Source organism: Pseudoalteromonas sp. Angola-4, assembly GCF_028599265.1.
GTDB classification, from domain to species: Bacteria; Pseudomonadota; Gammaproteobacteria; order Enterobacterales; family Alteromonadaceae; genus Pseudoalteromonas; species Pseudoalteromonas atlantica.
The window spans coordinates 225,091-248,200 of the sequence record NZ_JAQREK010000004.1; the positions used below are offsets into that span (position 1 = coordinate 225,091).

The window sequence follows — 23,110 nt, forward strand, 5'->3', positions numbered from 1 at the left end:
AATCTGACCAACTGGTTATAATCAGATTTAGGGTGATTAAAAAGACTAATTACTTATTATTATTTTTCAGCCCACTGCGTAACATCTTATTTTTATTTTACAGAGCCTGATCCGCTTTTTAATCGGTTAGCTATTATATTGCCTAAAAGCTAAGCAAAAGCAATGCCAAATGCAATAAAGTTGTCCGTTCGGTCAGGTTTTGTTTGGTTTGTATGGGGTTTAGCAGATATTTATAAAAATATAAGTATTAAAGAAGGTGTAATTTAGAGGTGAAAACAACCAAGTTGGTGCGTGATTGCACCAACTTGGTTGCAAGTGTGGCGTTTATAGTAATGCGTTAGGGCTAATAATTAAGCCATTTACATCGGCGTATAGCCAATCGTTAGGGTTAATTGTGGTACTAAGCATGGTCACTGTTTGATTTTTATCTCCAAAGCCACGCTTTAATGTACTGCGCGGGGTAGAGCCCAGTGCCATAACCGGTAAATCCATTGTGGCAAGTATTTCAATGTCGCGGCAACAGCCGTTAATAATCACGCCTTCCCAGCCGTTTTTTAACGCGCGCTCCGCCATAATATCGCCTATAAAAGCAAAGCGTTTGCTAGCAAAGCCATCAATAACCAGTACTTTACCCTTGCCGTTTTCATGCAGTATGTCGGCGGCAAACGAGTTATCGTCTGGGCAGGTAACGGTAACTGCTTGGCCACTAAATGTGGTTTTTTTACCAAAGTGGCGCAGGCCGCTGTCGGCTACTTGTACGCTATTGCGGTGATCGTCAAATAAGTCTGGGGTGGTAAAGTTATCCATGGGTTAAGCCTCACTGTGCTCAGGTATTTTTAAACCAATACCTTTTAAAATTATGTGGGCAGTTGATTGCGTTATTTGTGCCACATCGGTTTCGTCGTATTCTAATTTGTTCATTACCAGTAACACTTCGGCCTGAAAGTCGGCGTAGTACTGCGTAGTTGACCAAATGGTAAATAATAAATGGTAAGGGTCAACATTATCCATTTTGTTTGCATCTATCCAGGCCTGAAACACATCTACCTTTTGTTTTACCCACGGGCGTGTGTTGGTTCTAAAGTAGTTTTGCAAATAAGGAGCGCCGCGCAGTATTTCACTGGCAAATAAACGTGATTGCAGCGGCTGGTTTACGGCAAGTATGACTTTGCTTTTAATATAGTGATACAACACATGCGCAGGGTCGTCCTCAGGGGTTACGTTATCTAAGCCTAAGTTCCAGTGTGCAATAATGCGGTCTATTACGTTTTCGTATAGGCCGTCTTTGCTTTTAAAATAATATAAAATATTGGCCTTAGGAACGCCTGCTTCTTTGGCAACCATACTCATACTGGTGCCATCGTAACCAAGCTGAGAAAACAATTGCTCGGCGGCATCGAGTATTAATGTTTGGTTTTTTACTCGGGTGAGTTCTTTTTTATTTGGCTTTGTTTGTGTGCTCATTATGGCGATGCTGTTTTTAACGTGTTGAATGATTGTAACTTTACTGACCAAAAGGTCAAACACTTAAGTTCAGGCCAAAAACATCTTTATAACAATAAATGATGAGCAACAATTGTTTAACCCACTAATTACTGTTAGCGTAACGTCAAACGTAAGTAGTACTTTTAGGTAGTTAATGGACTTTTTTTCTAATCATAAATACACGCTTTATGGCATTGCCGCTATTTTATTATGGAGTTGTTTAGTGGCTCTGCTCAGGGATGTTTCGGAGTTATTTGGCCCTATAGGTGGGGCGGCACTCATGTACAGTGTAAGCGCGCTGTTTTTAATTTTGGTAATGGGACGGCCTAAGTTTGCTGGGTTTAATAAGCGTTATATTATTTGGGGCACTGCTTTATTTGCACTTTACGAGGTGTGTTTAGCGCTGTTTGTAGGGCTTGCTAATAATCGCCACCAAGCGGTAGAAATGGCAGTTATAAATTATTTATGGCCCACACTTACCATTTTGCTTAGTATTATAGTTAATCGTAGTAAAGTAAGTGTTTGGATTTACCCCGGTATGCTGCTCGCTTTTTTTGGTGTGGCTTGGTGCGTTGGTGGCGATAGTGGGTTATCTCTTAATAGTATTATGGGCAATTTTGCCAGTAACCCAACGGCCTACTTATTGGCGTTTGTAGCGCCTTTTATTTGGTCTGTTTACTGTGTAATTACTCAAAAAAATAGCAATGGGCAAAATGCCATTGTGCTGTTTTTTATCGCCACGGCACTAAGCTTATGGGTGTTGTATGGATTAAGTGACGAGCCAAAAATGACCTTTACACTGCACGCGACCGTAACGCTTGTGTTAGCTGGTGTGGTTGTTGGCAGCGGGTATGCTCTTTGGAACCAAGCTATTATTGGCGGTAACTTAATGTTGCTTGGTACGCTTTCGTATTTTACGCCGGTTTTTTCGGCGATTATTTCGGCGCTTTATTTATCAATTACCCTTAGTGCCTCGTTTTGGCAAGGAGTAATAATGGTAACTGGCGGCTCACTCGTATGCTATTTCGTAACGCGTGAAAAACCAGTTAAAAAGCAAATTAACGCCGTAAATTAACGGAGTAAATGCATCCTTCTTTAACTATGTTTGTTTAGCCAATTAAGCGCAAGTGGCCATAATCCGTCAGATTTTTTGCTAAAAAATTTCATATGGCCAATTTCCTTCAAACCATAGTCGTGTGGGTTTAAGGTTAGGGTTTGTGCTTTTAATTTAGGAAAAACCGAGAGCATATCGGCAACATTTGCATTGTTAGCAATATCGTCATCGGTAGCATTAACCCATATTGAGGGCATAGAAAGCGTGTTGTAACAGTGTTGAAATACGGTATCACCAAATGCTGATTGCACATACCCTTGGGCGTTACACCATTTTCGCCATTGTTTAGCTACGCCTTTAGGTAGTGGCTCGCCCATGCCAAACCACTGCGATTTAGTATGACCAAACAAGGCATTACTAAAGGGTATAACCCCATTCATAAAAAAGTGCGCTTTAACCTGATACGCTAAGCTCATATTAGTTAATTTACCCGACGAGCAAGCAAAATTAAACGCGGAGCTTAGCTCGTTAGCGTTATGCATTAGCCCCACTAATTGCCCGCCGGCGCTATGACCCACTAAATGATACTGAGTATTAGGAAATACCCTTTGCAAATGCTCAAGCACCGCAGGCATGTCTTGCTCACCCCAACTTTGTAAACTGGCTTTGCTTTTTTTAATACTGCGGTTAAGCGATTGGCCAATGCCACTGTTATCAAACGTAATAACGCCAAAGCCATTTTGCTGTAAGTAAGTAGCAAAGTTTGCATAAAACTGCTGCTTTATACCGGTTGCAGGGGCAATCATCACCGCACCTTTAATAGGGCTGGTGGGTGTAAATACACGGGCGCTTAGGGTTTGCCTGTTATTGCAGGTAATAGTGACGTGCTCAAAGTGTGGTGCGGTCATTAGAATTATTATTTCCCATATAAAGTACACAGGTAAAAATAATAGCTGGTTAGACCAGTCTCAGCAAGAGGGGCGTGCGTTGTTTATACCAACCCCATTAAGTATGTGTTCTAAATTTTACCCAGAAAAAACAATTCAGTTTAGGCGTAAATTGATGTAAATGGTTGTTCCCTCGACGAAAATTACAACAAAAAAATGAGTTGTTTTAGCAAGTAAAATAGATCAGCTATTTATTGGCGTTGGTATTAAACCACGCCCCAGATGAAATGGGGCGAGAGGAAGGTTTAAATAACTCAAGGGTACTACTTATTTTGCTAGAGCCTTGTTATTGGCTGCTAATGTAGCCTTATTGTCACTAACAATAACGGGCTAATGGGTATATTAAAAGTTGGTTAATTAGATTTACTGTTTACCTGTGCTAATAAGTCGAGCACTTTTTGTTGGCCAAATTTTTGTGCAAATTGCTCGGCTGTTTGGCCGGCTTTGTTTTGATGTGCGTTGTCGCAATCAAGGCTAACAAGTGTTTTAGCTATGCTAAATTCGCCTCTAAATATGGCGGCCATTAGGGCTGTGTTACCGCGGTTATCTTCAAGGCATGCATTAGCGCCTAGTTGCAATAAGGTGTTTACCGTATTTTTATTGCCGTGGTAGGTGGCAATCATTAGCGCGGTGTAACCTTTGTTGTTGTAACTATTAATAGGAATGCCAGCATCAACAAATTGCGTTATTACGGCGGTGTCGTCGGTGCGTGCGGCTGCAAAGTAATAAGCAAGTAAGCTGTCGTATTGCGACTGGGCGGTGCTTTGTTCTGTTACAGCGCTTTGTGGCTCATTGGCAAAGCTTGAAAAGCTCATCACTAAAGTAAATATAATAAGTAATTTACGCATACTGTTTACCTTTTTAAAAAAGAGGAAAGCTAGGCTTTCCTCAATAACTCACAGGTTGGGTAAAATATTAAAGCTTAGCGGCTAGTTGCTTAACTTGTTTCATGTCGCCGTTTACAGCGTTAGTTAAGCGTGTACCGTATTCGCTATCTGCTTTGTAGAAGTGGCTAAGCATTTTGTGCATAACTTTGCTGTCTTTCACTTTGCCTAAATCACCGGCTAAGTTGTTAACTAAGTTAGTGCGCTCTTGCTTGCTAAAGCTGCGGTAAAGTACACCCGCTTGAGCAAAGTTTTGCTGCTTTTTAATTGCTGCTTGTTGTACGTAGCCTTTAAGCTCTGTGTTACTTCTGCGTGCAATTGGGTTTTCTGCAACGTTTTCGTGACTTGGTTGGTAGTTCACGTTACTTGTTGTATTACCGTAGTTCATTGCGCCGTCTTGGTTGTAGTTAACCACTTCAACTTTTGCACGGTTAATTGGCAATTGTTGGTGGTTAGCACCTAAGCGGTACATTTGCGTATCGGCGTAAGAGAAAACACGCCCTTGTAATAGTCTGTCTTCAGATGGCTCAATACCCGGAATTACATTTGCCGGTGCCATTGCAACTTGTTCTGTAGATTGGAAGAAGTTAGTTGGCATACGGTTTAGGGTCATGGTGCCTACTTTAGTTTCTTTAACGTCTAACCACATTTTTGTTGCATCTAATGGGTTGTAGTCAAAGTCATCTAACTGCGACGGATCAAGGGTTTTAATGTATAGATCCCACTTAGGGAAGTTGCCTTTACCAATCTCGCTGTATAGGTCGCGTGTTAAGTGTTGGAAGTCTTTACCTTGCACTTCGTTTACTTCTTTAGCATCAAGGTTGTCTATACCTTGTTGGCTTACCCAGTGAAACTTAACGTATTTAACATCGCCTGACTTATTAATCATTTTGTAAGCATGTACGCCCCAGCCGTCCATTTTACGTAGGCTTGCTGGTGTACCGTAGTCGCTGTATACCCACGTTAACATGTGAGTAGAACCTGGCTCGTATGAGAAAAAGTCAAAAAAGCGGTTAGGATCTTGAATGTTATCTACCGGTGATGGCTTTAACGAGTGAACCATGTCTGGAAATTTAATCGCATCGCGAATAAAGAATACCGGTAAATTGTTACCTACTAAATCCCAGTTACCTTGGTCGGTGTAAAACTTAGTAGCAAAACCACGTGGGTCACGCAGTGTTTCTGGGCTACCTTTTGAGTGAATTACTGATGAAAAACGTACAAATACATCTGTTTCTTTGCCCGCTTCTGCAAACGGTGCAGCAATTGTTAAGTCATCTAATTCTTTAGACGCTACAAACACACCGTGTGCACCTGTACCACGCGCATGCACTACACGCTCAGGAATACGCTCACGTGCAAAACGTTGTAGCTTTTGAATTAGGTGTACGTCTTCAAGTAATACACTTCCGCGCTCACCTGCGGTAATAGAGTTTTGGTTGTCGCCAACAGCTGCGCCGTTGTCTTTAGTAAGGGTAGTTGCGGCACTTGCAGGTAATGCCATTGCTAAAGCTAATGCGCTTAGCGTTAACGTAGATTTATTATTAATCATGTTTTTTTGAGTATTCATTGTCGACCTCATCTGTATAAAAGTGCCGGCAGTGTTGCTGGCTGTTTAACTGTTAACGAGTGTATTAACAAAAGTGGATTCGGTAAAATTGATTGTCTAGATTGGAGTAATCATAAATTTAGATTGCTGTTTGTGTGCTGCCTTTTATTTTCTAAATAGCCGTTTTGCAATGTTCGACCTTAGTCGTAATTGCAATTTTGAAATCAATGAAAATACAGACAATTTCATATTTAATGAATAAATATTCACCACTGTGGTGCGTTTTTCACTAACAAAATGTTGACTTATTATAACAATAAAGAGAATATGCTCACTTGCTGGGCTTATGCTCAAGGTAAGGTTGCACCAAACTAGGTGTATAAAAAGGGGCAATATGAATACTAAAATAGAATTAGTTATTTTTGATTGTGATGGCGTTGTTATAGATAGCGAAATATTAAGCGCGCAAGTGTTAATAAACATGCTTGCAGAGATTGGCGTTAATATTGACCGAGCCTATGTACAACAATATTTTTTGGGCTGTAATTTTAAAACAGTTACCCAAAACTTATTCGATACCTTTAACGTGACCTTAGCTGAGAGCTTTGAAGCCGATTACCGAGAAGCATTATTAAACGAGTTCGAAACTGCATTAATGCCAACTAACGGCATTAAACACGTGCTAGAGCAATTATCTGTACCTTGTTGTATTGCAACAAGCAGTAGCCCTAAACGCACCGCTAAAGCGCTTAATGTGGTTAATTTATCGCAGCACTTTAATAAGGTATTTACCTCAAGTGAGGTAAAAAATGGTAAGCCTGCACCCGATTTATTTTTACATGCCGCTGAGCAAATGGGCGTAAAGCCACAAAATTGTTTAGTGATTGAAGATTCAAAAGCCGGCGTGTGCGCCGCACTTGCCGCCAATATGCAGGTTTTGCATTACAGCGGGGGTGGGCATATGCAAGATGCAGTGAACTTTGTTCACCAAGCTTACCCAGAGGTAGCGCATTTAACGCATTGGGATGACTTTTATAAGCAGTACCCAACATTACAAACACAGTAATAGAATATCAACGTTGAGCTTTATGACACTGACAAAGCTTAACGTAAAAATGCATTAATTATTAATTAGTTATAGTAGTAGCATTATAAAAAGGCACGGTGATTTACTCACTATTAATTTAAATAAAAAACACTTATTTAAATTAATAGTTAACCTGAACTTTGGTTAAGAGATTTACTAACATATTAAATCAAAAGTGATATCTATGTTTATTTTCTCTAGCCAGAGATTTACAGTGAAAACAAGGCGAAATTACGCGTCAATAGCTAGCCTATTGCAAGTAAATTTAACGTAGTTAGCGCTGGAAATAGCTGCTTGAGATAGATTTATTATCCAGAGTTCAGGTTAGTTAGGGCTGTGCTTAAAACAATAGGAAAATACCATGGCATCAAGTCCACACACACAAACATTTAACGATGTTAACGAAGAGCAATTGCCCGTTGCTAATCATAAGCTTCATGGTTGGAAGCACTTTGCCGGTTTATACGCTGGTGAACACGTTGCTGCAACCGAGTTTGTTATTGGTGCAACCTTTGTTGCATTAGGCGCATCGACCATCGACATTTTATTAGGTTTATTAATTGGTAACCTATTAGCTATGTGTTCGTGGTGGTTAATTACCTCTCCAATTGCGGTAGAAACACGCTTAAGTTTATACAACTACCTAAATAAAATTGCGGGTAACTCAATGACCAAGCTCTATAACTGGGCAAACGTGGTCATATTTAGTGTGATATCCGCCGCCATGATCACGGTATCGGCAACCGCAGTGCGGTTTTTGTTTGATATACCCGCGCAACTCGATTGGTACCCTAACAGCTTAGCATTTGTGGCCATTGTATTATCGGTTGGCTCTATTGTTGTATTTGTGGCTATGTATGGTTTTTCAACCGTTGCTGATTTTTCTAAAATTTGTGCGCCATGGTTATTTGTTATTTTTATAGCGGGCTCGTTTGCCTTGTTCCCTGAGCTTTCTAATCATGTATTAGGAGTGACCACGCTAACAGGGTTTGATGACTTTATGGCGATAGGGGATTCTTCTATTTGGACCGGTACCACCGCTGATGGCGAAAAAGGTATTGGCTTATTAGAGGTTATTGGTTTTGCATGGGCTGCAAACTCTATTACCCACTTTGGCTTAATTGATATGGCAATTTTTAGATTTGCTAAACGCAAAAGCTACGGTTTGTTTTCAGGCGTAGGTATGTTTTTTGGCCATTACTTAGCATGGATCTCGGCCGGTATTATGGGCGCAGGTGTTGCGGTATTACTTAAAACAACTATTTCATCACTTGACCCAGGTGACGTTGCTTACCACGCATTAGGCTGGACAGGCTTTGTTATTGTAATTATTGCGGGCTGGACTACAGCTAACGCCAACCTTTACCGCGCAGGCCTTGCAGCACAATCTATTTTTGTTGACCAATCGCGCGAGCGCACTACCGCAATTGTCGGTGTTGTAACCGTTATAATTGCGTGTTTCCCGTTTGTATTTTCGCAAATGTTACCGCTTTTAACTTACGCAGGCTTATTAGTAGTACCTGTAGGCGGCATTGTATTTGCCGAGCATGTTTTATTTCCTAAAATTGGTTTAACCCGCTACTGGGCTAAATACAAAAACATTACACGTAGCGTACCGGCCATTGCCTCTTGGGCATTAGCACTTGTGTTTGGCTTTGGTTTAAATGCAATTGATGTAATGTCGTTTTACTACTTATTTATTCCTACTTGGATTTTCACCATTGTTATTTACACGCTACTGGCTAAAAAGTACGGCGCAGGTGAAGACTACAGCAAAGAAATTGCAGCAGAAGAGCAAGAGCAGCAAGACATTAAAGAGTACCAAGCAGGGCTTGCAGAAAACGTTCAAGCTCCAGTTGTTGATAACTCAATGCTAACCAAAGTGTTAAATGGCGTGTCGACTGTTTCGTTACTTATTATTTTTGGCTTTGCCAGCCAAGTAATGTTTTTTAGTGACAGCATGAGCATTTACGCAGGAAATAAATCTCAGTTTGAAATTGCATGTTTTATTTGCACCATTATTTATTTTGCAACCGCTTACTGGTCGCTATTGCGCCATAAAGCACTCAATACTGCATCTTAATTTAAATTTTTAATATTGTTTTAGTAAGGCCGCACCATGACGCAACACCAGCACACTGACGCTCTTGTTAAAGGGCTAAACCAACAAAGCTTGGCAGATATGCCAAGCCATGTAGATACACCAAACTACGACCGTAGTAAGCTAAAAGCGGGTATAGTTCATATTGGTGTGGGCGGCTTTCACCGTGCTCACCAAGCGGTGTACATTAACGAGCTATTAAAAACGCCAGGTGCTGAACAGTGGGGTATTTGTGGTGTTGGCTTATTAGAGGGTAACCGTGGTCTGCGCGATATTTTAAAGCAGCAAGACTACCTTTACACGTTAACGGTAAGACACCCAAACGGGCAAATAGATAACAAAGTTATTGGCTCTATGATTGACTTTTTGTTTGCTCCAGAGGACAAACAAGCGGTTATTAATAAGCTTGCGCACAGCGATACGCATATTGTGTCGTTAACCATTACCGAAGGCGGCTATAACTTTAACCCAGTAACGGGTGAGTTTGATTACTCAAACCCAGACATTATTAACGACATTAATAACCCGAACGACCCAATTACGGCGTTTGGCTACATTACTGCTGCGTTAAAGCTACGTAAAGAACAAGGCCTTGATGCGTTTACAGTACAGTCATGCGATAACATTCAGCACAACGGTAATGTAACGCGTAAAATGCTACTTGCCTTTGCGGCCGAGCAAGACAAAGAACTAAGCGAGTGGATTGCCACTAACGTAACCTTCCCAAATGCAATGGTTGACCGTATTACGCCAGTATCTAAAAAGAGCGATATTGACTACGTTGTTGATGCGTACGGTGTTAGCGATGAATGGCCAATTACCTGTGAGTCGTTTACACAATGGGTAATTGAAGACTCATTTTGCTGCGGACGCCCAGATTGGGATAGCGTTGGCGCACAATTTGTAAGTGACGTAACACCTTTTGAGACCATGAAGATACGCTTATTAAATGCAGGACATTCGGTACTGGGTTTATTAGGCTCTGTACATGGCTACGGCACAATTGACGAAACAGTATCAGATCCTTTATTTGCTAAGTACTTACGTGCGTTTATGGATAGAGAAGTAACGCCTAACCTAGAGAAATTAGAAGGCATTGATCTTGAAATCTACAAAGACACGCTAATTGAGCGCTTTGCTAATCCAAACATTAAAGACAGCTTATCGCGCATTTGTTCAGAAAGCGCAGCAAAGCTACCTAAGTTTTTAATTGCCACCATTAACGAAAATCTAGTCCATGGCCGTGATGTATCACTTGCGACCCTGGTTATTGCTGCATGGTGTTTTTACAGCGATAAAGGCGAAGATGAGCAAGGCAATAAGCTTGAAATAATCGATGCAATGCAAAGCGAGTTACATGAAGCCGCGGCTAAAACGGCGACTGATGACCTTGCATTTCTATCGCTAACAAGCTTATTTGGCGATTTAAATACGCAAAGTGCCTTTACGTCTCACTACAAAAACAATGTAGAAGCGTTATACGCACCGGCTAGCAAAATTAAAGCAATTATGAATAACGTGCTTGAGCCTAAAGGTAACTAATAATGAGCATTTTAATTGATTCTAAACAAGGTAAAGACGTAAGCGTAAGCTGCTTTGGCGAAGTACTATGGGATTGTTTTGCAAACGATAAACGCCTAGGCGGCGCGCCGCTTAACATGTGTGTGCGTATTAACTCACTGGGCATTAAAGCCGACATGATAAGCGCTGTAGGTAACGATGAACTCGGTACTGAGCTACTAGGCGAAATTAAAAGCAAAGGCGTAAGCTGCGAATACATTGGCGTTAATAACGACAAAAAAACCAGCACAGTACAAGTTACCTTAGATAAAAGCGGCTCAGCCAGCTACGAAATAGTTGCCGACACTGCGTGGGATAACATTGAGCTTACAGACTCACTTATTGAAAAAGTAAAAGCCAGTGATGTATTTGTATTTGGCAGCCTAATTGGCCGAAGCGAAGCCTCACTTGCTACATTAAACCAATTAGTTGATGTAGCTAACTTTAAAGTGTTTGACGTAAATTTACGTGCGCCACACTACACGTTAGACACATTAGTAGATTTAATGAATAAAGCCGACTTCATCAAATTAAACGATGAAGAGCTTTACGAAATTGCCAAGGCAATGGGCTGTAAGTTCCATTCACTTGAGCAAAACTTAGCGTTTATTGCACAGCAAACTAACACCGAATACTTATGTGTAACTAAAGGCAGCCACGGTGCACTACTAACCATAAAAGGCGAAAATTACTATAACTCAGGTTATTTAATTAGCGTTGTGGATACAGTAGGCGCGGGGGATTCGTTTTTAGGGTCGTTAATTTATCAGCTTTGTAGTAGCGATTGTGCACAACATGCTGTTGATTTTGCGTGTGCAGTAGGTGCAATGGTGGCCGAAAGTGCCGGTGCTACACCTACACTTACTCATGAACAAATTAACGAGTTTATGAGCCCAGCATAACGTAAAAAATCACAGTTACACCCAATCATTGTGTGTGTAAGCGGCTTTACTTTTATAGTAAAGCCGCTTTTTTTTGTTTTAATTTTTATTAATGAAGCCGTTTAGATTAAGTGTTGAGCAAGGTGCATAAAAAGTAACTCAAATAGGGTCTGTTGACCTTTGCAGTTTGAAATTTGTTCAAACTAGGGGCGGTTTAATCGCGGCGCGAGGTTTGTAACCTAGTGGGCTCGATAACTGCTCCTGCGTTATCGCCTACTTATGGGGAATAACCACACCAAACAGGCTGCTGCAAATTTAACCTTGAAAGGTCTACAGACCCTTGTGTATTAGCTATTCGTCTTATAGCGGGGGGATTAATACTTTGTTAATGTTCGTCGATTATTCATGGATTGAAAGGCGGGGCGGCAATTAGGCGCTCTATACTCCAAATACAAAAAGAGAAACGTGCTTTATGATCATCTTTTTTATCTGCATAACAATCTTAATACTGGGATATAAGTTTTATAGCCCGTTTGTTGAAAAACAAGCAGGTATGGATACAACAGTTGATACACCACAAAAACGCTTTAGCGAAGGTGTTGACTATGTAGCCATTCACCCTGTGCGTGCATTTTTAATTCAGTTTTTAAATATTGCGGGCGTAGGCCCTATATTTGGCCCAATCTTAGGTGCGCTTTACGGACCGGTAGCACTTGTGTGGATTGTGCTTGGTAACGTATTAGGCGGTGCGGTACACGACTTCTTCTCGGGTGTGATGAGCATTAAAGAAGATGGCAAAAGCTTACCAGAAATAGCAGGGCACTATTACAACGTTGTGTTTAAAGGCTTTATGCTGATATTTACAGCCATGCTACTGTTTTTTGTGGGCGTTGTATTTATTATGAGCCCAGCAGGCTTATTAAGTAACTTAGATGTATTTGAAGGCACTTTTTTTGCTAATAATACCTTTTGGGTTTTGGCTATTTTAGCGTACTACTTTTTAGCAACGTTGCTACCTATTGATAAAATTATTACTAAGTTTTACCCGCTATTTGGCTTATTAATGATTGTAATGACTACATTAATAGCCGGTGCGTTATTACTAGATGCACCACACTTACCAGTTGCAGGCGACTTTTTAGCCTACTTTGAAGCCGACCACGCGCATGACTTTTTAGAGCCAAACCCTGATGGCCTGCCAACCTGGCCGTTACTGTTTATTACCATTACCTGTGGTGCTATTAGTGGCTTTCACTCTACTCAAGCGCCTATTATTGCCCGCTGTTTAACAAACGAAAAATACGTACGCCCAGTATATTACGGCGCAATGATGTGTGAAGGCATTGTAGGTTGTGTATGGGCACTTGCGGGTATTGCTGCATTCCCAGAAGGTTACGCAGGCTTAAAAGCATTGCTTGATCAAGGTGGCCCAGGTTTAGTGGTTAACCATGTAGCAAATAGTTACTTAGGCGTAATGGGCGGTATTATGGCCATTATTGCTGTTGCGGTGTTCCCTATTACCTCTGGCGATACGGCGTTCCGTTCACTGCGTTTAACCGTGGTTGATGCGTTTAATATTCCGCAAAGCTTACGTAATCGCTTATTACTGGCAGTGCCAATTTTAACGATAGCCTTTTTTATGACTAAATTAGATTTCTCAGTTATTTGGCGCTACTTTGCATTTTCAAACATGCTGCTTTCAACCAGTGTGCTATGGCTTGCAACTAAGTACTTATTTGATAGACGTGCATTCCACTGGATCACCAGCATACCTGCCGTTATCGCTACTGGCGTAACACTTTCGTACATTATGACTGCTGCTATTGGCTTTAATTTATCGGCCGACTTAGGTAAACCAATTGGTGCCGCTGTGGTTGTTATTGGCTTAGTAGGTTTAGTGTTTGTACACTCTAAGCATAAAAAGCTAGATGTAGCGTAAAGCGTTAAAAATTAAATAAGCGAGCTTATTAAGCTCGCTTTTTTTATGCATAAAATTTACTCTCACACTATGCAATTTTAAAGGTAATAAAATGAAAATAGCTGCCGATTTTACCCAGAGAGTCGTTGTTCATAGTGAGCAACTTAATTGGAACCCTTCGCCAATGGCGGGCGTTGATAGGCGAGCACTTGATAGAGTAGGCGATGAAGTTGCGCGTGCAACTAGTATTGTACGTTATGCACCAGGGAGCGAATTTTCGCCTCATGTGCATACAGGCGGCGAAGAGTTTTTTGTACTAGAAGGGGTATTTCAAGATGAGCATGGCGATTTTCCACAAGGCTCTTATATTCGTAACCCACCGCAATCAAAGCACAAACCAGGCTCTGATGAAGGCTGCATAATATTTGTGAAGCTTTGGCAATTTCAGCCACAAGATAGAACCCACGTACGCTTACAAACACAGCATATGGGCAGCGTGCAACACGACACATTTAAAGGCCTTGCCATAACCCCACTTTATAAAGATGACTTTGAAGATGTGAGCTTATTGCATTTTGAGGCAGACGCCAACATGCAAATTAGTGCAAATGGCGGTGCTGAGTTACTCGTGCTTGAAGGCGATATAAGTGAGCAAACAGATGTATTAGTAAAACACAGCTGGTTAAGGCTGCCTATTAATAGTGAGCTTAATATAACCGCAGGTAAGCAAGGTGCAAAAGTGTGGCTTAAATTAGGGCACTTAACAGATGTAGATAAGCAAATAGAGCGCGTACAAAACGCTTAGCAAATAGCATTTTTTAGCAGTATTGTTTGATTTAGTTCAGTACTAATTAACTTAATACGGTGTAGTTTTATAGTTTAACTCAGTAAGTGATGGGTATTTTTGGGGTTTTTATTTTTTAAAGGGAATAATTTCACTTTATAGGCTTTAATTAACTCCAACTTTCGTTATAAAACCCACTCACACAGGCTGTAAATAACACAAGCGCACCCGATTAAGGAGAGCAGCATGGTACACACAACACATGGTTTATCTATTGGTATTGAACGCGCAGGCCGAGAATTTTTTTTAAAACTAAAAGCTGTAGGAACGCTAACCCACGACGACTATAAAGTCATTACCCCCATGATCGACTCTGCCCTTGACGAGGTTAAACACCCTATAGCAAACGTGCTTATTGATGCCAGCGAGCTAGAAGGGTGGGAGCTTCGCGCCGCGTGGGATGATTTAAAGCTTGGCGTAAGACACTCAAAAGAATTTAATAAAATTGCTATTTATGGCAATCAAGAGTGGCAAGCCCGCATGGCTAAAATAGGCAACTGGTTTATATCAGGCGAGGTGCAATACTACGAAAACGCCACCGCCGCCATCGATTGGCTAGATGAATAGCTTGATTGAAAAGTTTAAGTTAAAGCACTCTTATAGAGTGCTTTTTTATATAGGAGCGTTAATAAGTTTTTGAATTTGCTTTATTTTAATTGTTAATGTTGCTTAATTAAAATACACTCCTTAGTACTAATAAAACTATACATTATAATAACAATGAAACACGTACTTGCCCTTTTTGTATTACTCATATTTTCTACATCAATACATGCAAAAGACAACACCATATTTACGCCCGTGAGCGATTTATTTTTAGCTGTTTCTAACTTTGATCACGCAAAAATGCGCGCGGCTGTTGACGATTCATTCTTGCTTTTAGAGCACGGTGAAGTGTGGACTATTGATGACTTTGTAAATGTTGTTAAGCCCGCTGATTACATAAGAACTAATTATTTTAGTGTTATAAATTCGCGTGTAGAAGGAAATGTTGCGTTTATTAATTACTGGAATAAAGCCAATTTTAAAAACGCCGATAAAAGTGCTGACATTTATTGGTTAGAAAGCGTGGTTGTATCAAAAATGGGTGACAAATGGCTATTATCGCAAATGCACTCAACCCGTTTACCACAAGGTGAAACACCTAAAGGCGTTACTTTTATTAAGCAATAATTATAAATTAGGTTAAGCCCCGCTATTTGGGGCTTTAACTGTTTATATTACATCAGCTAGCACTGGTAATGCCGGAAATGCCCCTTTAGCTAAACACGCTTTAGAGCCACATTGAAGGGCAAAGTGCAGGGCGTTTTTTATGCTGGTTTCATCATTTAGTTTATCTGCCAGCACTAAATTACTCCCTAAGTTATTTAAATAGTATAAAACCCCCGCTATAAAGGCATCCCCCGCGCTTGTTGTATCTACTGCGTTTATTTTTGGTGCAGATTCGTTAAGTATAAATGCGCTGTGGTAAACCGTAGCAGGCTCAGGCCCGTCGGTTAAAAACACCAGTTTTACTCCGGTATTTAATAGCATTTGAATGTAATCTTCGCCCGTTGTTTCGCTATGCTTTGCTAAAAAATTAAGTTCATCACGCGAAAGCTTAACTATGTCGCAATAAGCGAAGCAGGCTTGTACATTGCTGGCTATATCATGGGTGTTTTCCCACAAGCTGTAGCGTAAATTTACGTCAAAACTAACGAGCTTATTATGTGTTTTAGCAAGTTCTAGCGCTTTAACCGTTGTGCTAGCTATGGCTGGATCGGTTAGGGTGTTTGAGCAAAAGTGCAGGGTGCTTATGCTTTGCCAATTTATTTGCGCTAAATGCGCTTGGGTTAAAAGTACATCGGCTGTGTTATGGCGATAAAAGCCAAAACTGCGCTCGCCTGTTTCATCAAGGCTTACTATTACCATGGCGGTTTGTGAGCCAGCAATGGTAATTAAATAGTCTGTATTTACATTGTATTGCGCCAGTGCATTACTTAATTGATTGGCAAAATGATCGTCACCTTTACCACCACAAAATGCAGCCTCACCGCCAAGTTTGGCATAGCCAACAGCAACATTAGCAGGTGCACCACCAGGGATGGGTAAGTACGCTGAGTTATGAGCATCTTGTGGCAGCATATCAATTAAAAGCTCGCCTAAGCACAGGAGTTTGGTCATTTGGAATATCCTAAAAAGCCTAGCAAGGCTAGGCTAAAACATGAAGGGTGTTATTTATTCATACTTTAAAAGGCGCTACAGCGATGACTCACTGCAGCGCAATACACACATTTAGTTAAAAGCGTATTTTAAAGTAACCGACGTAGTGCGGCCGTTAATAGTACGGGCACGAATAATGTCGTTTTCTGGTACTGAGCCTTCTTCGGCTTCTGTAATACCCACTGTATCGAATAGGTTGTTTACATTAAGCGCAAGGTTTAAGTTTTCTGATAAGTCGTAGCTTACAAACGCATTTACTTGTGTGTAGCCGTCAAACTTAAGGTCGTTGTTATCTTGTGCATAAGCATCGGTTGTACCAATAAAGCTTACACCTGCCGCGCCTTTATCGTAGCTGTAACGCGCCATTAGTGAGTAAATTAAATCCGCTTGGCGACGTGGTGTGTTACCTACAACTTCAGGAGTTAGCGCATCTTTTGCAATTTCAGCATCGGTCCAAGTAAAGTTACCTCTAAAGTCCCATGCATCCATAAAGTAAGTTGATTCAACCTCAATCCCTTTTGCTTCGTATTCACGGTCGAAAAAGGTTTGCGATGTTGCTTCAAAGTTTTGCTCTTCTGTTTCTGCGTAAAAGGCTGTTGCAAATACCGAGAACGAATCAAAGCGTTTTTTCACACCAATCTCAAATTGGTTTACTTCATCTACTGCATCTTCATCAGCTACGCTTCCGTCACTGCGTACTTTACCAAATAATAAACGGTCTGCATTTGCGCGCCCGCCTTTACTAATACGTGCAAACGTAGCTAGGCTTGGGTCAATTTGGTAGTTAGCACCTACAGAATAAGACGAGTAGCTCCAGTCGTAATTTACAGGGCTTGCATTAGCTATATCAATACCTGCTACGTTTTGCTCAGGAATAGAAATAGTACCGTCGCGGTTCATATCTACTGTTGAAGTTACGGCACCTGCGTAGTTACCGCGTGCTTCACCGCTGTCGTAGCGGGCACTTGCATCAATGCTTACATCACCAAGTTTTGTTGAAAACGCAACATACGGTGCGCGAGTGTCGTACTCGGTGTCGTAATCGCGCTGACAACAGTTACCCCAATAAGGCGTGCCGTATGCATATAAACCATTTTCTGAATACTCAGTGCCATCGGCTGCGGTTACATTTAAAAGTGCCGCATTGTCGCCTTTAAGCTCCATTAAGTACGAGTTCCATAACCACGACATAGCAATGTTTTGTGTAGAGGCAAAGTAACCAAAGGTTAGGCTAGTGTCATCGCTAAACGATTTAGTTAGTTTAAAATCGTTAACAATAGAGCCAAAGTCATTAAGCGTTACATCAAAAGTGTGAATACGCATGGCAAGTTCATCATTAAATGCTTCGCCTGTGTTTGCGTTACTCAGTGTTGCGCCTACACCGCCAATACTTTGTGCAATAGACGATGCGCTGCCAACCTCAGCAGGAATAAGCGAGTTAAAGTTGCCGCTAATTGACGATTTACGAAAACGGTTTTCGATACGCCAATCGTTATCTAAATCAAATACAGCTTCAAAACCTACCGCATCCACTTTAGGGTTCATGCCGTCGCGTAAATCGCCACTGCTAATTTGGTTTTCGCCATTTAGGCGCACTGTTTTGGTAAATAATGCTGAATGCGGTGTATCTGATTGCGCATCAAACCCGGCAATAGAGTCACCATTTGAGTACATTGGCATTGGTAAGTAACCTACGCTTTTGTCGTCTAGGTGTTTGTAGTAAAGGCGTACGTAGCCGTTTTCAAAATCTTTAGTAAGGTTAGCTTTAATTTGGCCACCTTTATTTGATGTGTAGCCTGTTTCGCGCGGGCCTTCGCCTTGGCGTACAAAGCCACCTACATGAAAACGCACGCTGTCGGTTAAATAGGTGCCGTATTCAAAGTCGGTGCGTACACTGTCGTAATCTAGGCCAACAGTAGTAGATACGCTACCCGATTCGTTTTCGCCGTTTTTAGAAATAAAGTTAATTATGCCGCCAGGTGCATTACTGGCTGATGTAGAGGCTGAGCCACCACGAATTGATTCGATTGTTTGCACTGTGTTATCAAGGCGCATAAAAATATCGGCGTTACCAAAGGCAACATCACCAAACTGCATTACAGGCAGACCATCTTCTTGCAGTTGTAAAAACTTAGCGCCACCCGATGCTACAGGCAAGCCACGCACTGCAATATTTGCGTTACCTTCACCGCCTGTTGATTCAGCGCGAACACCCGGAATAATTCTAAATGCTTCAGCCGTTGAGCGTGGCGTTGATACCTCAACTTGCTCAAGCGATAAACTGCTTACTGATGAGCTCGATGCCATAATAGTTGTGCGGCGAGGTACACCGGTAACAACAATAGTTTCAAGCCCTTGGTTGGCTTGCACTTTGGTTTCTTGCTCGTCTTGTGCATGAACGCCTTGGCTTACTGCAAGTGCTAAGGCACTGATTAAATATAAAGGTGTGTGGTGTGTTGTCATGTTAACGCCTCATTGTGTTGTGTGAGTTTGTTATTTTTACTTAATCGATTAAGTAAAAATAACAAAGTTTTTACAATAAGCAAATTGTTTTTGTGTGTAATTTGCTCTTATTTTATTTTTGTATTGATTTTAAAGGTGTTTTTTATACTGGCTTGAGCAGCCATTTATGCATTTTTAGTTAATGCTTTTGCCGCAGGGTCGCGGTAAAAGTTATAAAGCATGGCTAAAAATAAGATCACAGCAAAGCCGGTAGCTAAGTAAAAGCCGTAGCGTACGTGGCCAAAGTAATCACTTATCATGCCCATAAATAAAGGCGCAAGTGCGGCCGAAAGCGCGGTAAAAAATAAAATAACACCCGCTACTGCACCATGTTGTGCAACAGGAAAGCACGATATACCTTTAGAGTTTAAAGTAGGGTAAACCATCGACATAAATAAACCCGAAAGCGGAAGCAAGCCTACCGCCCAATCAACTCCGCCTACCAAAGTGCCCACATAACACAGTGCGATGCCTAAACTTAAATAAGCCATAACCCCTTGCCAGCTAAAGTGATTTAAAAGCCATACAGCAATAAAGCGCCCAGCAGCACGTAATACAAAAAATAGTGTAAGTGCGTAGGTTGCAAGTAAAGGCCACGAGCCTGTGTAATCTTTTAAAAGTGTTGGCATCCACACGTAAATAGCAACCTCGGTAGCTACATATAAGGCAATAGCCAATGAAAAACCAAGTGCGTACGGGTTTTTAATCATTTTCATGGTGGTGGCAAGCGAAGCGGGCTTTTCTGTGCTTTTAACAACACTTGGGTAGTCGGCGCGCCATGCCATTAACGCTAAAATTAAACACATAACGCCGGCAATAATGTACAGATAAGTCCAGCTCACGTTTTGAGTAAGCAGTACGCCTACCAGCGCAGGGCCAACTATGGCACCAATACCAAAAAAGCCTTCTACTTTGTTCATGGTTTTAGTGTGCTCTGCGTTACTTGCAGATATATCGCCAAGTAGCGCTAGTGCGCCGGTTTTAAATAAACCAATGGCAAGCCCTATACAGCACAGCAAAATTAAAAATACCGAAAAACTGTTACTAAAGGCAAACAAAAAACAGCTGAGCGAAAAAATTAGTAAGCCTAACATTATGGTTTGTTTACGGCCTAGGCTGTCGGCTAAAAAGCCCAAAAACAAGCCACTAAAGGCAATGAGTGCCATAGGTGCATAATGAAAAGCACTGGCTTGGGTCATACTTAAACCAAACTCTGTGATCAGTTCAGGGATGATCATACCTACTGCATCTGAGGTCATCGCAAACATAAAAAACATCATGTAAGTGAGTATTCGTATGCGCTGCATTGGGTCGCTTTGGGTGTGTGTGTGTAAATTCGTCATGTGATTTTTCCTCGTTGTGGCTCAAGTTATAGTAATAACTCAATCACTTACTCTAGTTAGTATTACCGTTGCCACAACTTTTGTATGTAAAATATTTAAAAATTACTTGTAAAATTGTACGTGCTAGTTAAAGATATATCTTAATCGATTAAGTTTCAACTTGGTAATCACACATGATGAAGAATAAAGTTCAATTGATCACATACGCTGATCGAATTACAGGTCAAGATATAAACGCACTTACAACATTGTTAAAAGGTCCTTTGAAGGGCGTATTTGGTGGTGTGCACCTTTTACCTTTTTATAATCCTATTGATGGAAGCGATGCGGGCTTTGACCCGATTGATCACAGCGAAGTAGATTCTCGCATTGGTACATGGGCTGATATTCAAGCACTGGGTGAAAACCATGATCTAATGGCCGATTTAATCGTTAACCATGTATCGGCGCAGTCTTATCAGTTTCAAGATGTGCTAGCTAAAGGTAAGCAATCAGAATTTTGGGATTTGTTTTTAACAAAAGAAGACGTTTTTCCAAATGGTATGAGCGAGCAAGAGCAACAAGCAATTTATCGCCCGCGTCCCGGTAGCTGTTTTACGCCAATGCAGTGTGGCGATGGTCAAACGTATGACTTTTGGACCACGTTTACCGATAACCAAATTGATATAAACGTAAAAGTTGAAGCAGGTATTGCGTATTTAAATAACGTATTAACTAAGTTTTCTGAAAATAACGTAAATATTATTCGTTTAGATGCAGCGGGTTACGCAATTAAACAAGCCGGTACTAACTGTTTTATGCTAGACGAAACCTTTGGCTACCTAGATAACCTGTCAAAGCAAGCAAACGAGCTTGGCATGGAAACCATTGCTGAAATTCATAGCCACTACCAAACACAAGTAGAAGTAGCAAAGCGTGTAAACATGGTTTACGACTTTGCATTACCGCCGCTTATTTTACATAGCTTATTTAATAACGATGTAGATGCACTGCTTAAATGGTTACAAATTTCACCACGCAACTGTTTAACGGTACTTGATACGCACGACGGCATAGGCATTATTGATGCTGGTCCAATGGGCGACAAGCCAGGGCTATTAAATGCACAGCAAATAGATACGCTTGTAGAAACCATGCATGCCAACAGTAACAACCAAAGCCGCCAAGCTACGGGTGCTGCTGCCAGTAATGTTGATTTATACCAAGTAAATTGCACGTATTACAATGCATTAGGCGCTAACGATTTAGATTATTTGATTTCGCGTGCCATACAGTTTTTTGCCCCCGGTGTGCCGCAAGTGTACTACGGCGGTTTATTTGCCTGCGAAAACGATATGGATTTACTTGCGCGTACCAATGTGGGCCGTGATATTAACCGCCCGTATTTAAATACTGAAACAATTGAGCACGCACTCAATAAACCTGTAGTAAAAGGTTTAATAGAGCTCATTAAATTACGTAATGAACACCCCGCTTTTGCAGGAGAGTTTAGTGCTCACGGCACCCAGGGAATATGTTGTTTAACGTGGCAACTAGAAGATAAGTCTATTGCATTAAGTGTTAATTTTAAAACACGAGACGCGCTTATTACTCAAGTAAATGGTGATGAAGAAACAACGATAAGTTTAAACGCATTGTTAGCCTAACAGGCTATTAAAACATAAAAGCCAAGCTCTTGAGCTTGGCTTTTGTTTACCCAGTCTTTTTTAACATAACCTATTAACCACTTGCGCCAATATCTAGCTCGTAACTTACATCACATATTTTTTCTTCTTTTGATATAAAGAGCTCGGCGGCCATTACGCCTTTTTCTTGGCTGTTTTGATGAATAGTGGTTAGGCGCGGCACAAAACGAGCGGCTTCGTCTATTCCATCAAAGCCGACAATACGCAGTTCTTCACCTATTTTTATGCCTTGTTTTATCGCTTCTCGCATGGTGGCAAGGGCAATTAAATCACTCATACAAATGATAACGTTAGGTCGGGGGGAGGCACTTAACACCTCTTTGGCGGCAATGTTAGCAAAACGCTCGCTGCTCTCAGGTATATTCCAAATGCGGTCATCAGCTACGGTTATATTTGCCTCACTTAAAGCACGTTGATAACCCCGTAAACGTTGGTGCGAAATAGATTGCCCCGTTTCAAATTCGTGGTGCTCATATACGCGGCACAATACGTTTTCATCAAGTAATCTTAAGCCTAAAATAGCGACTTTATCGCTTTGATTTTTTAAAACATGCTTGGCTATTTCGTAACTTGCTTGCTCGTTATTAATATTTACTGAGGCATTGCGGGCTATATCAAAATCAATAGTTACCACATGTTTAGAGACCGTTTTTAACTGCTCTACTAATGTGTTATTTCGAGGGCGGCCATAACAAATAAAGCCATCAACGAAGTCGACCACACTGTTAAGGTTATCGCTATTTCCTGAAAACAATAAAACATTAATGCCGTTTTTTTCAAGCACCGAGGTTACACCCCGCATAAAGCTACTGGCCACAGGGTCAGACACCATATATTCCACACTATCGGGCAGTACTAACGCCACAATATTAAACGTACCACTGCGAAGCGATTGCGCGGCTTTATTGGGCCCGTAATAACCCAAGGTTTTGCACGCTGCAAGAATATCGTCTCGGCGTTTAGCCGATAGCTGATCAGGGCGATTAAACGCATTAGAGACTGTTGCGTTAGATACACCTAACTCTTTAGCAATACTTTTTAGGGTCCAGCGGGTTTGCTTACTCATAC

The 23,110-nt window shown here is 41.2% G+C and carries 19 protein-coding genes; 10 read left to right on the plus strand and 9 right to left on the minus strand.

What is annotated here, in order from left to right:
- Positions 1-324: 324 nt before the first annotated feature.
- Both PSH48_RS07905 and PSH48_RS07910 read right to left on the minus strand, forming a co-directional pair.
- Complete coding sequence (locus PSH48_RS07905; RefSeq protein WP_054981718.1) at positions 325-807, minus strand: putative 4-hydroxy-4-methyl-2-oxoglutarate aldolase; 483 nt, start codon at positions 805-807, stop codon at positions 325-327.
- A gap of 3 nt (positions 808-810) precedes the next feature.
- On the minus strand, positions 811-1,464 hold the full coding sequence (locus tag PSH48_RS07910) for a TetR/AcrR family transcriptional regulator (RefSeq protein WP_024032802.1): 654 nt from the start codon (positions 1,462-1,464) through the stop codon (positions 811-813).
- Positions 1,465-1,639: 175 nt separating this feature from the next.
- On the opposite strand from PSH48_RS07910, the gene yddG reads away from it, so the two are divergent.
- Positions 1,640-2,560, plus strand: a complete 921-nt coding sequence (gene yddG / locus PSH48_RS07915; protein ID WP_024032801.1) for an aromatic amino acid DMT transporter YddG — start codon at positions 1,640-1,642, stop codon at positions 2,558-2,560.
- 20 nt (positions 2,561-2,580) lie between these two features.
- Here yddG and PSH48_RS07920 read toward each other — a convergent pair whose 3' ends face one another.
- The 3 genes from PSH48_RS07920 to PSH48_RS07930 form a co-directional block, all read right to left on the minus strand.
- The gene (locus tag PSH48_RS07920; protein ID WP_273611304.1) at positions 2,581-3,447 is read right to left on the minus strand and encodes an alpha/beta hydrolase family protein; all 867 of its coding nucleotides are present in this window, start codon (positions 3,445-3,447) and stop codon (positions 2,581-2,583) included.
- 392 nt (positions 3,448-3,839) lie between these two features.
- Positions 3,840-4,334 (minus strand): ankyrin repeat domain-containing protein, encoded by a 495-nt coding sequence (locus tag PSH48_RS07925; RefSeq protein WP_273611305.1) that lies wholly within the window; start codon positions 4,332-4,334, stop codon positions 3,840-3,842.
- A gap of 67 nt (positions 4,335-4,401) precedes the next feature.
- Positions 4,402-5,940 carry a catalase gene (locus PSH48_RS07930; RefSeq protein WP_273611306.1) on the minus strand — a complete coding sequence of 513 codons (1,539 nt, stop codon included), beginning with the start codon at positions 5,938-5,940 and terminating at the stop codon, positions 4,402-4,404.
- 373 nt (positions 5,941-6,313) lie between these two features.
- Between PSH48_RS07930 and PSH48_RS07935 the strand changes: the two genes are divergently transcribed.
- The 8 genes from PSH48_RS07935 to PSH48_RS07970 all read left to right on the plus strand — a co-directional run bounded on the left by PSH48_RS07935 (position 6,314) and on the right by PSH48_RS07970 (position 15,483).
- Positions 6,314-6,985 (plus strand): HAD family hydrolase, encoded by a 672-nt coding sequence (locus tag PSH48_RS07935; protein WP_029772306.1) that lies wholly within the window; start codon positions 6,314-6,316, stop codon positions 6,983-6,985.
- A gap of 382 nt (positions 6,986-7,367) precedes the next feature.
- On the plus strand, positions 7,368-9,089 hold the full coding sequence (locus tag PSH48_RS07940) for a purine-cytosine permease family protein (RefSeq protein WP_029772305.1): 1,722 nt from the start codon (positions 7,368-7,370) through the stop codon (positions 9,087-9,089).
- Positions 9,090-9,125: 36 nt separating this feature from the next.
- The gene (locus PSH48_RS07945) at positions 9,126-10,649 is read left to right on the plus strand and encodes a mannitol dehydrogenase family protein (protein WP_273611307.1); all 1,524 of its coding nucleotides are present in this window, start codon (positions 9,126-9,128) and stop codon (positions 10,647-10,649) included.
- Positions 10,650-10,651: 2 nt separating this feature from the next.
- Positions 10,652-11,569: a carbohydrate kinase family protein gene (locus tag PSH48_RS07950; RefSeq protein WP_024032786.1), complete on the plus strand. Its 918-nt coding sequence runs from the start codon at positions 10,652-10,654 to the stop codon at positions 11,567-11,569.
- Between the two features lie 451 nt (positions 11,570-12,020).
- A complete protein-coding gene (locus PSH48_RS07955) occupies positions 12,021-13,487 on the plus strand; it encodes a carbon starvation CstA family protein (protein WP_004589533.1) in 1,467 nt (488 codons plus the stop codon).
- A 91-nt stretch (positions 13,488-13,578) separates the two neighbouring features.
- The gene (locus PSH48_RS07960; protein WP_273611308.1) at positions 13,579-14,271 is read left to right on the plus strand and encodes a cupin domain-containing protein; all 693 of its coding nucleotides are present in this window, start codon (positions 13,579-13,581) and stop codon (positions 14,269-14,271) included.
- A 225-nt stretch (positions 14,272-14,496) separates the two neighbouring features.
- Positions 14,497-14,877, plus strand: coding sequence for an STAS/SEC14 domain-containing protein (locus tag PSH48_RS07965; RefSeq protein WP_273611309.1), 381 nt, complete (start codon positions 14,497-14,499; stop codon positions 14,875-14,877).
- Between the two features lie 153 nt (positions 14,878-15,030).
- On the plus strand, positions 15,031-15,483 hold the full coding sequence (locus tag PSH48_RS07970) for a nuclear transport factor 2 family protein (RefSeq protein WP_273611310.1): 453 nt from the start codon (positions 15,031-15,033) through the stop codon (positions 15,481-15,483).
- Between the two features lie 42 nt (positions 15,484-15,525).
- Here the strand turns inward: PSH48_RS07970 and PSH48_RS07975 are convergent, their stop codons facing one another.
- From PSH48_RS07975 to PSH48_RS07985, 3 genes are all read right to left on the minus strand, one after another.
- Entirely contained in the window at positions 15,526-16,473 is a 948-nt protein-coding gene (locus PSH48_RS07975) for a carbohydrate kinase family protein (protein ID WP_273611311.1), read from the minus strand.
- Positions 16,474-16,584: 111 nt separating this feature from the next.
- Positions 16,585-18,975, minus strand: a complete 2,391-nt coding sequence (locus PSH48_RS07980) for a TonB-dependent receptor domain-containing protein (protein WP_273611312.1) — start codon at positions 18,973-18,975, stop codon at positions 16,585-16,587.
- Between the two features lie 164 nt (positions 18,976-19,139).
- The gene (locus PSH48_RS07985; RefSeq protein ID WP_096042800.1) at positions 19,140-20,357 is read right to left on the minus strand and encodes an MFS transporter; all 1,218 of its coding nucleotides are present in this window, start codon (positions 20,355-20,357) and stop codon (positions 19,140-19,142) included.
- A 173-nt stretch (positions 20,358-20,530) separates the two neighbouring features.
- Between PSH48_RS07985 and gtfA the strand changes: the two genes are divergently transcribed.
- On the plus strand, positions 20,531-22,003 hold the full coding sequence (gtfA, locus tag PSH48_RS07990) for a sucrose phosphorylase (RefSeq protein WP_273611313.1): 1,473 nt from the start codon (positions 20,531-20,533) through the stop codon (positions 22,001-22,003).
- A 73-nt stretch (positions 22,004-22,076) separates the two neighbouring features.
- On the opposite strand, the gene PSH48_RS07995 is transcribed toward gtfA, so the two are convergent.
- Positions 22,077-23,108 (minus strand): LacI family DNA-binding transcriptional regulator, encoded by a 1,032-nt coding sequence (locus PSH48_RS07995; protein WP_273611314.1) that lies wholly within the window; start codon positions 23,106-23,108, stop codon positions 22,077-22,079.
- Positions 23,109-23,110 lie beyond the last annotated feature (2 nt).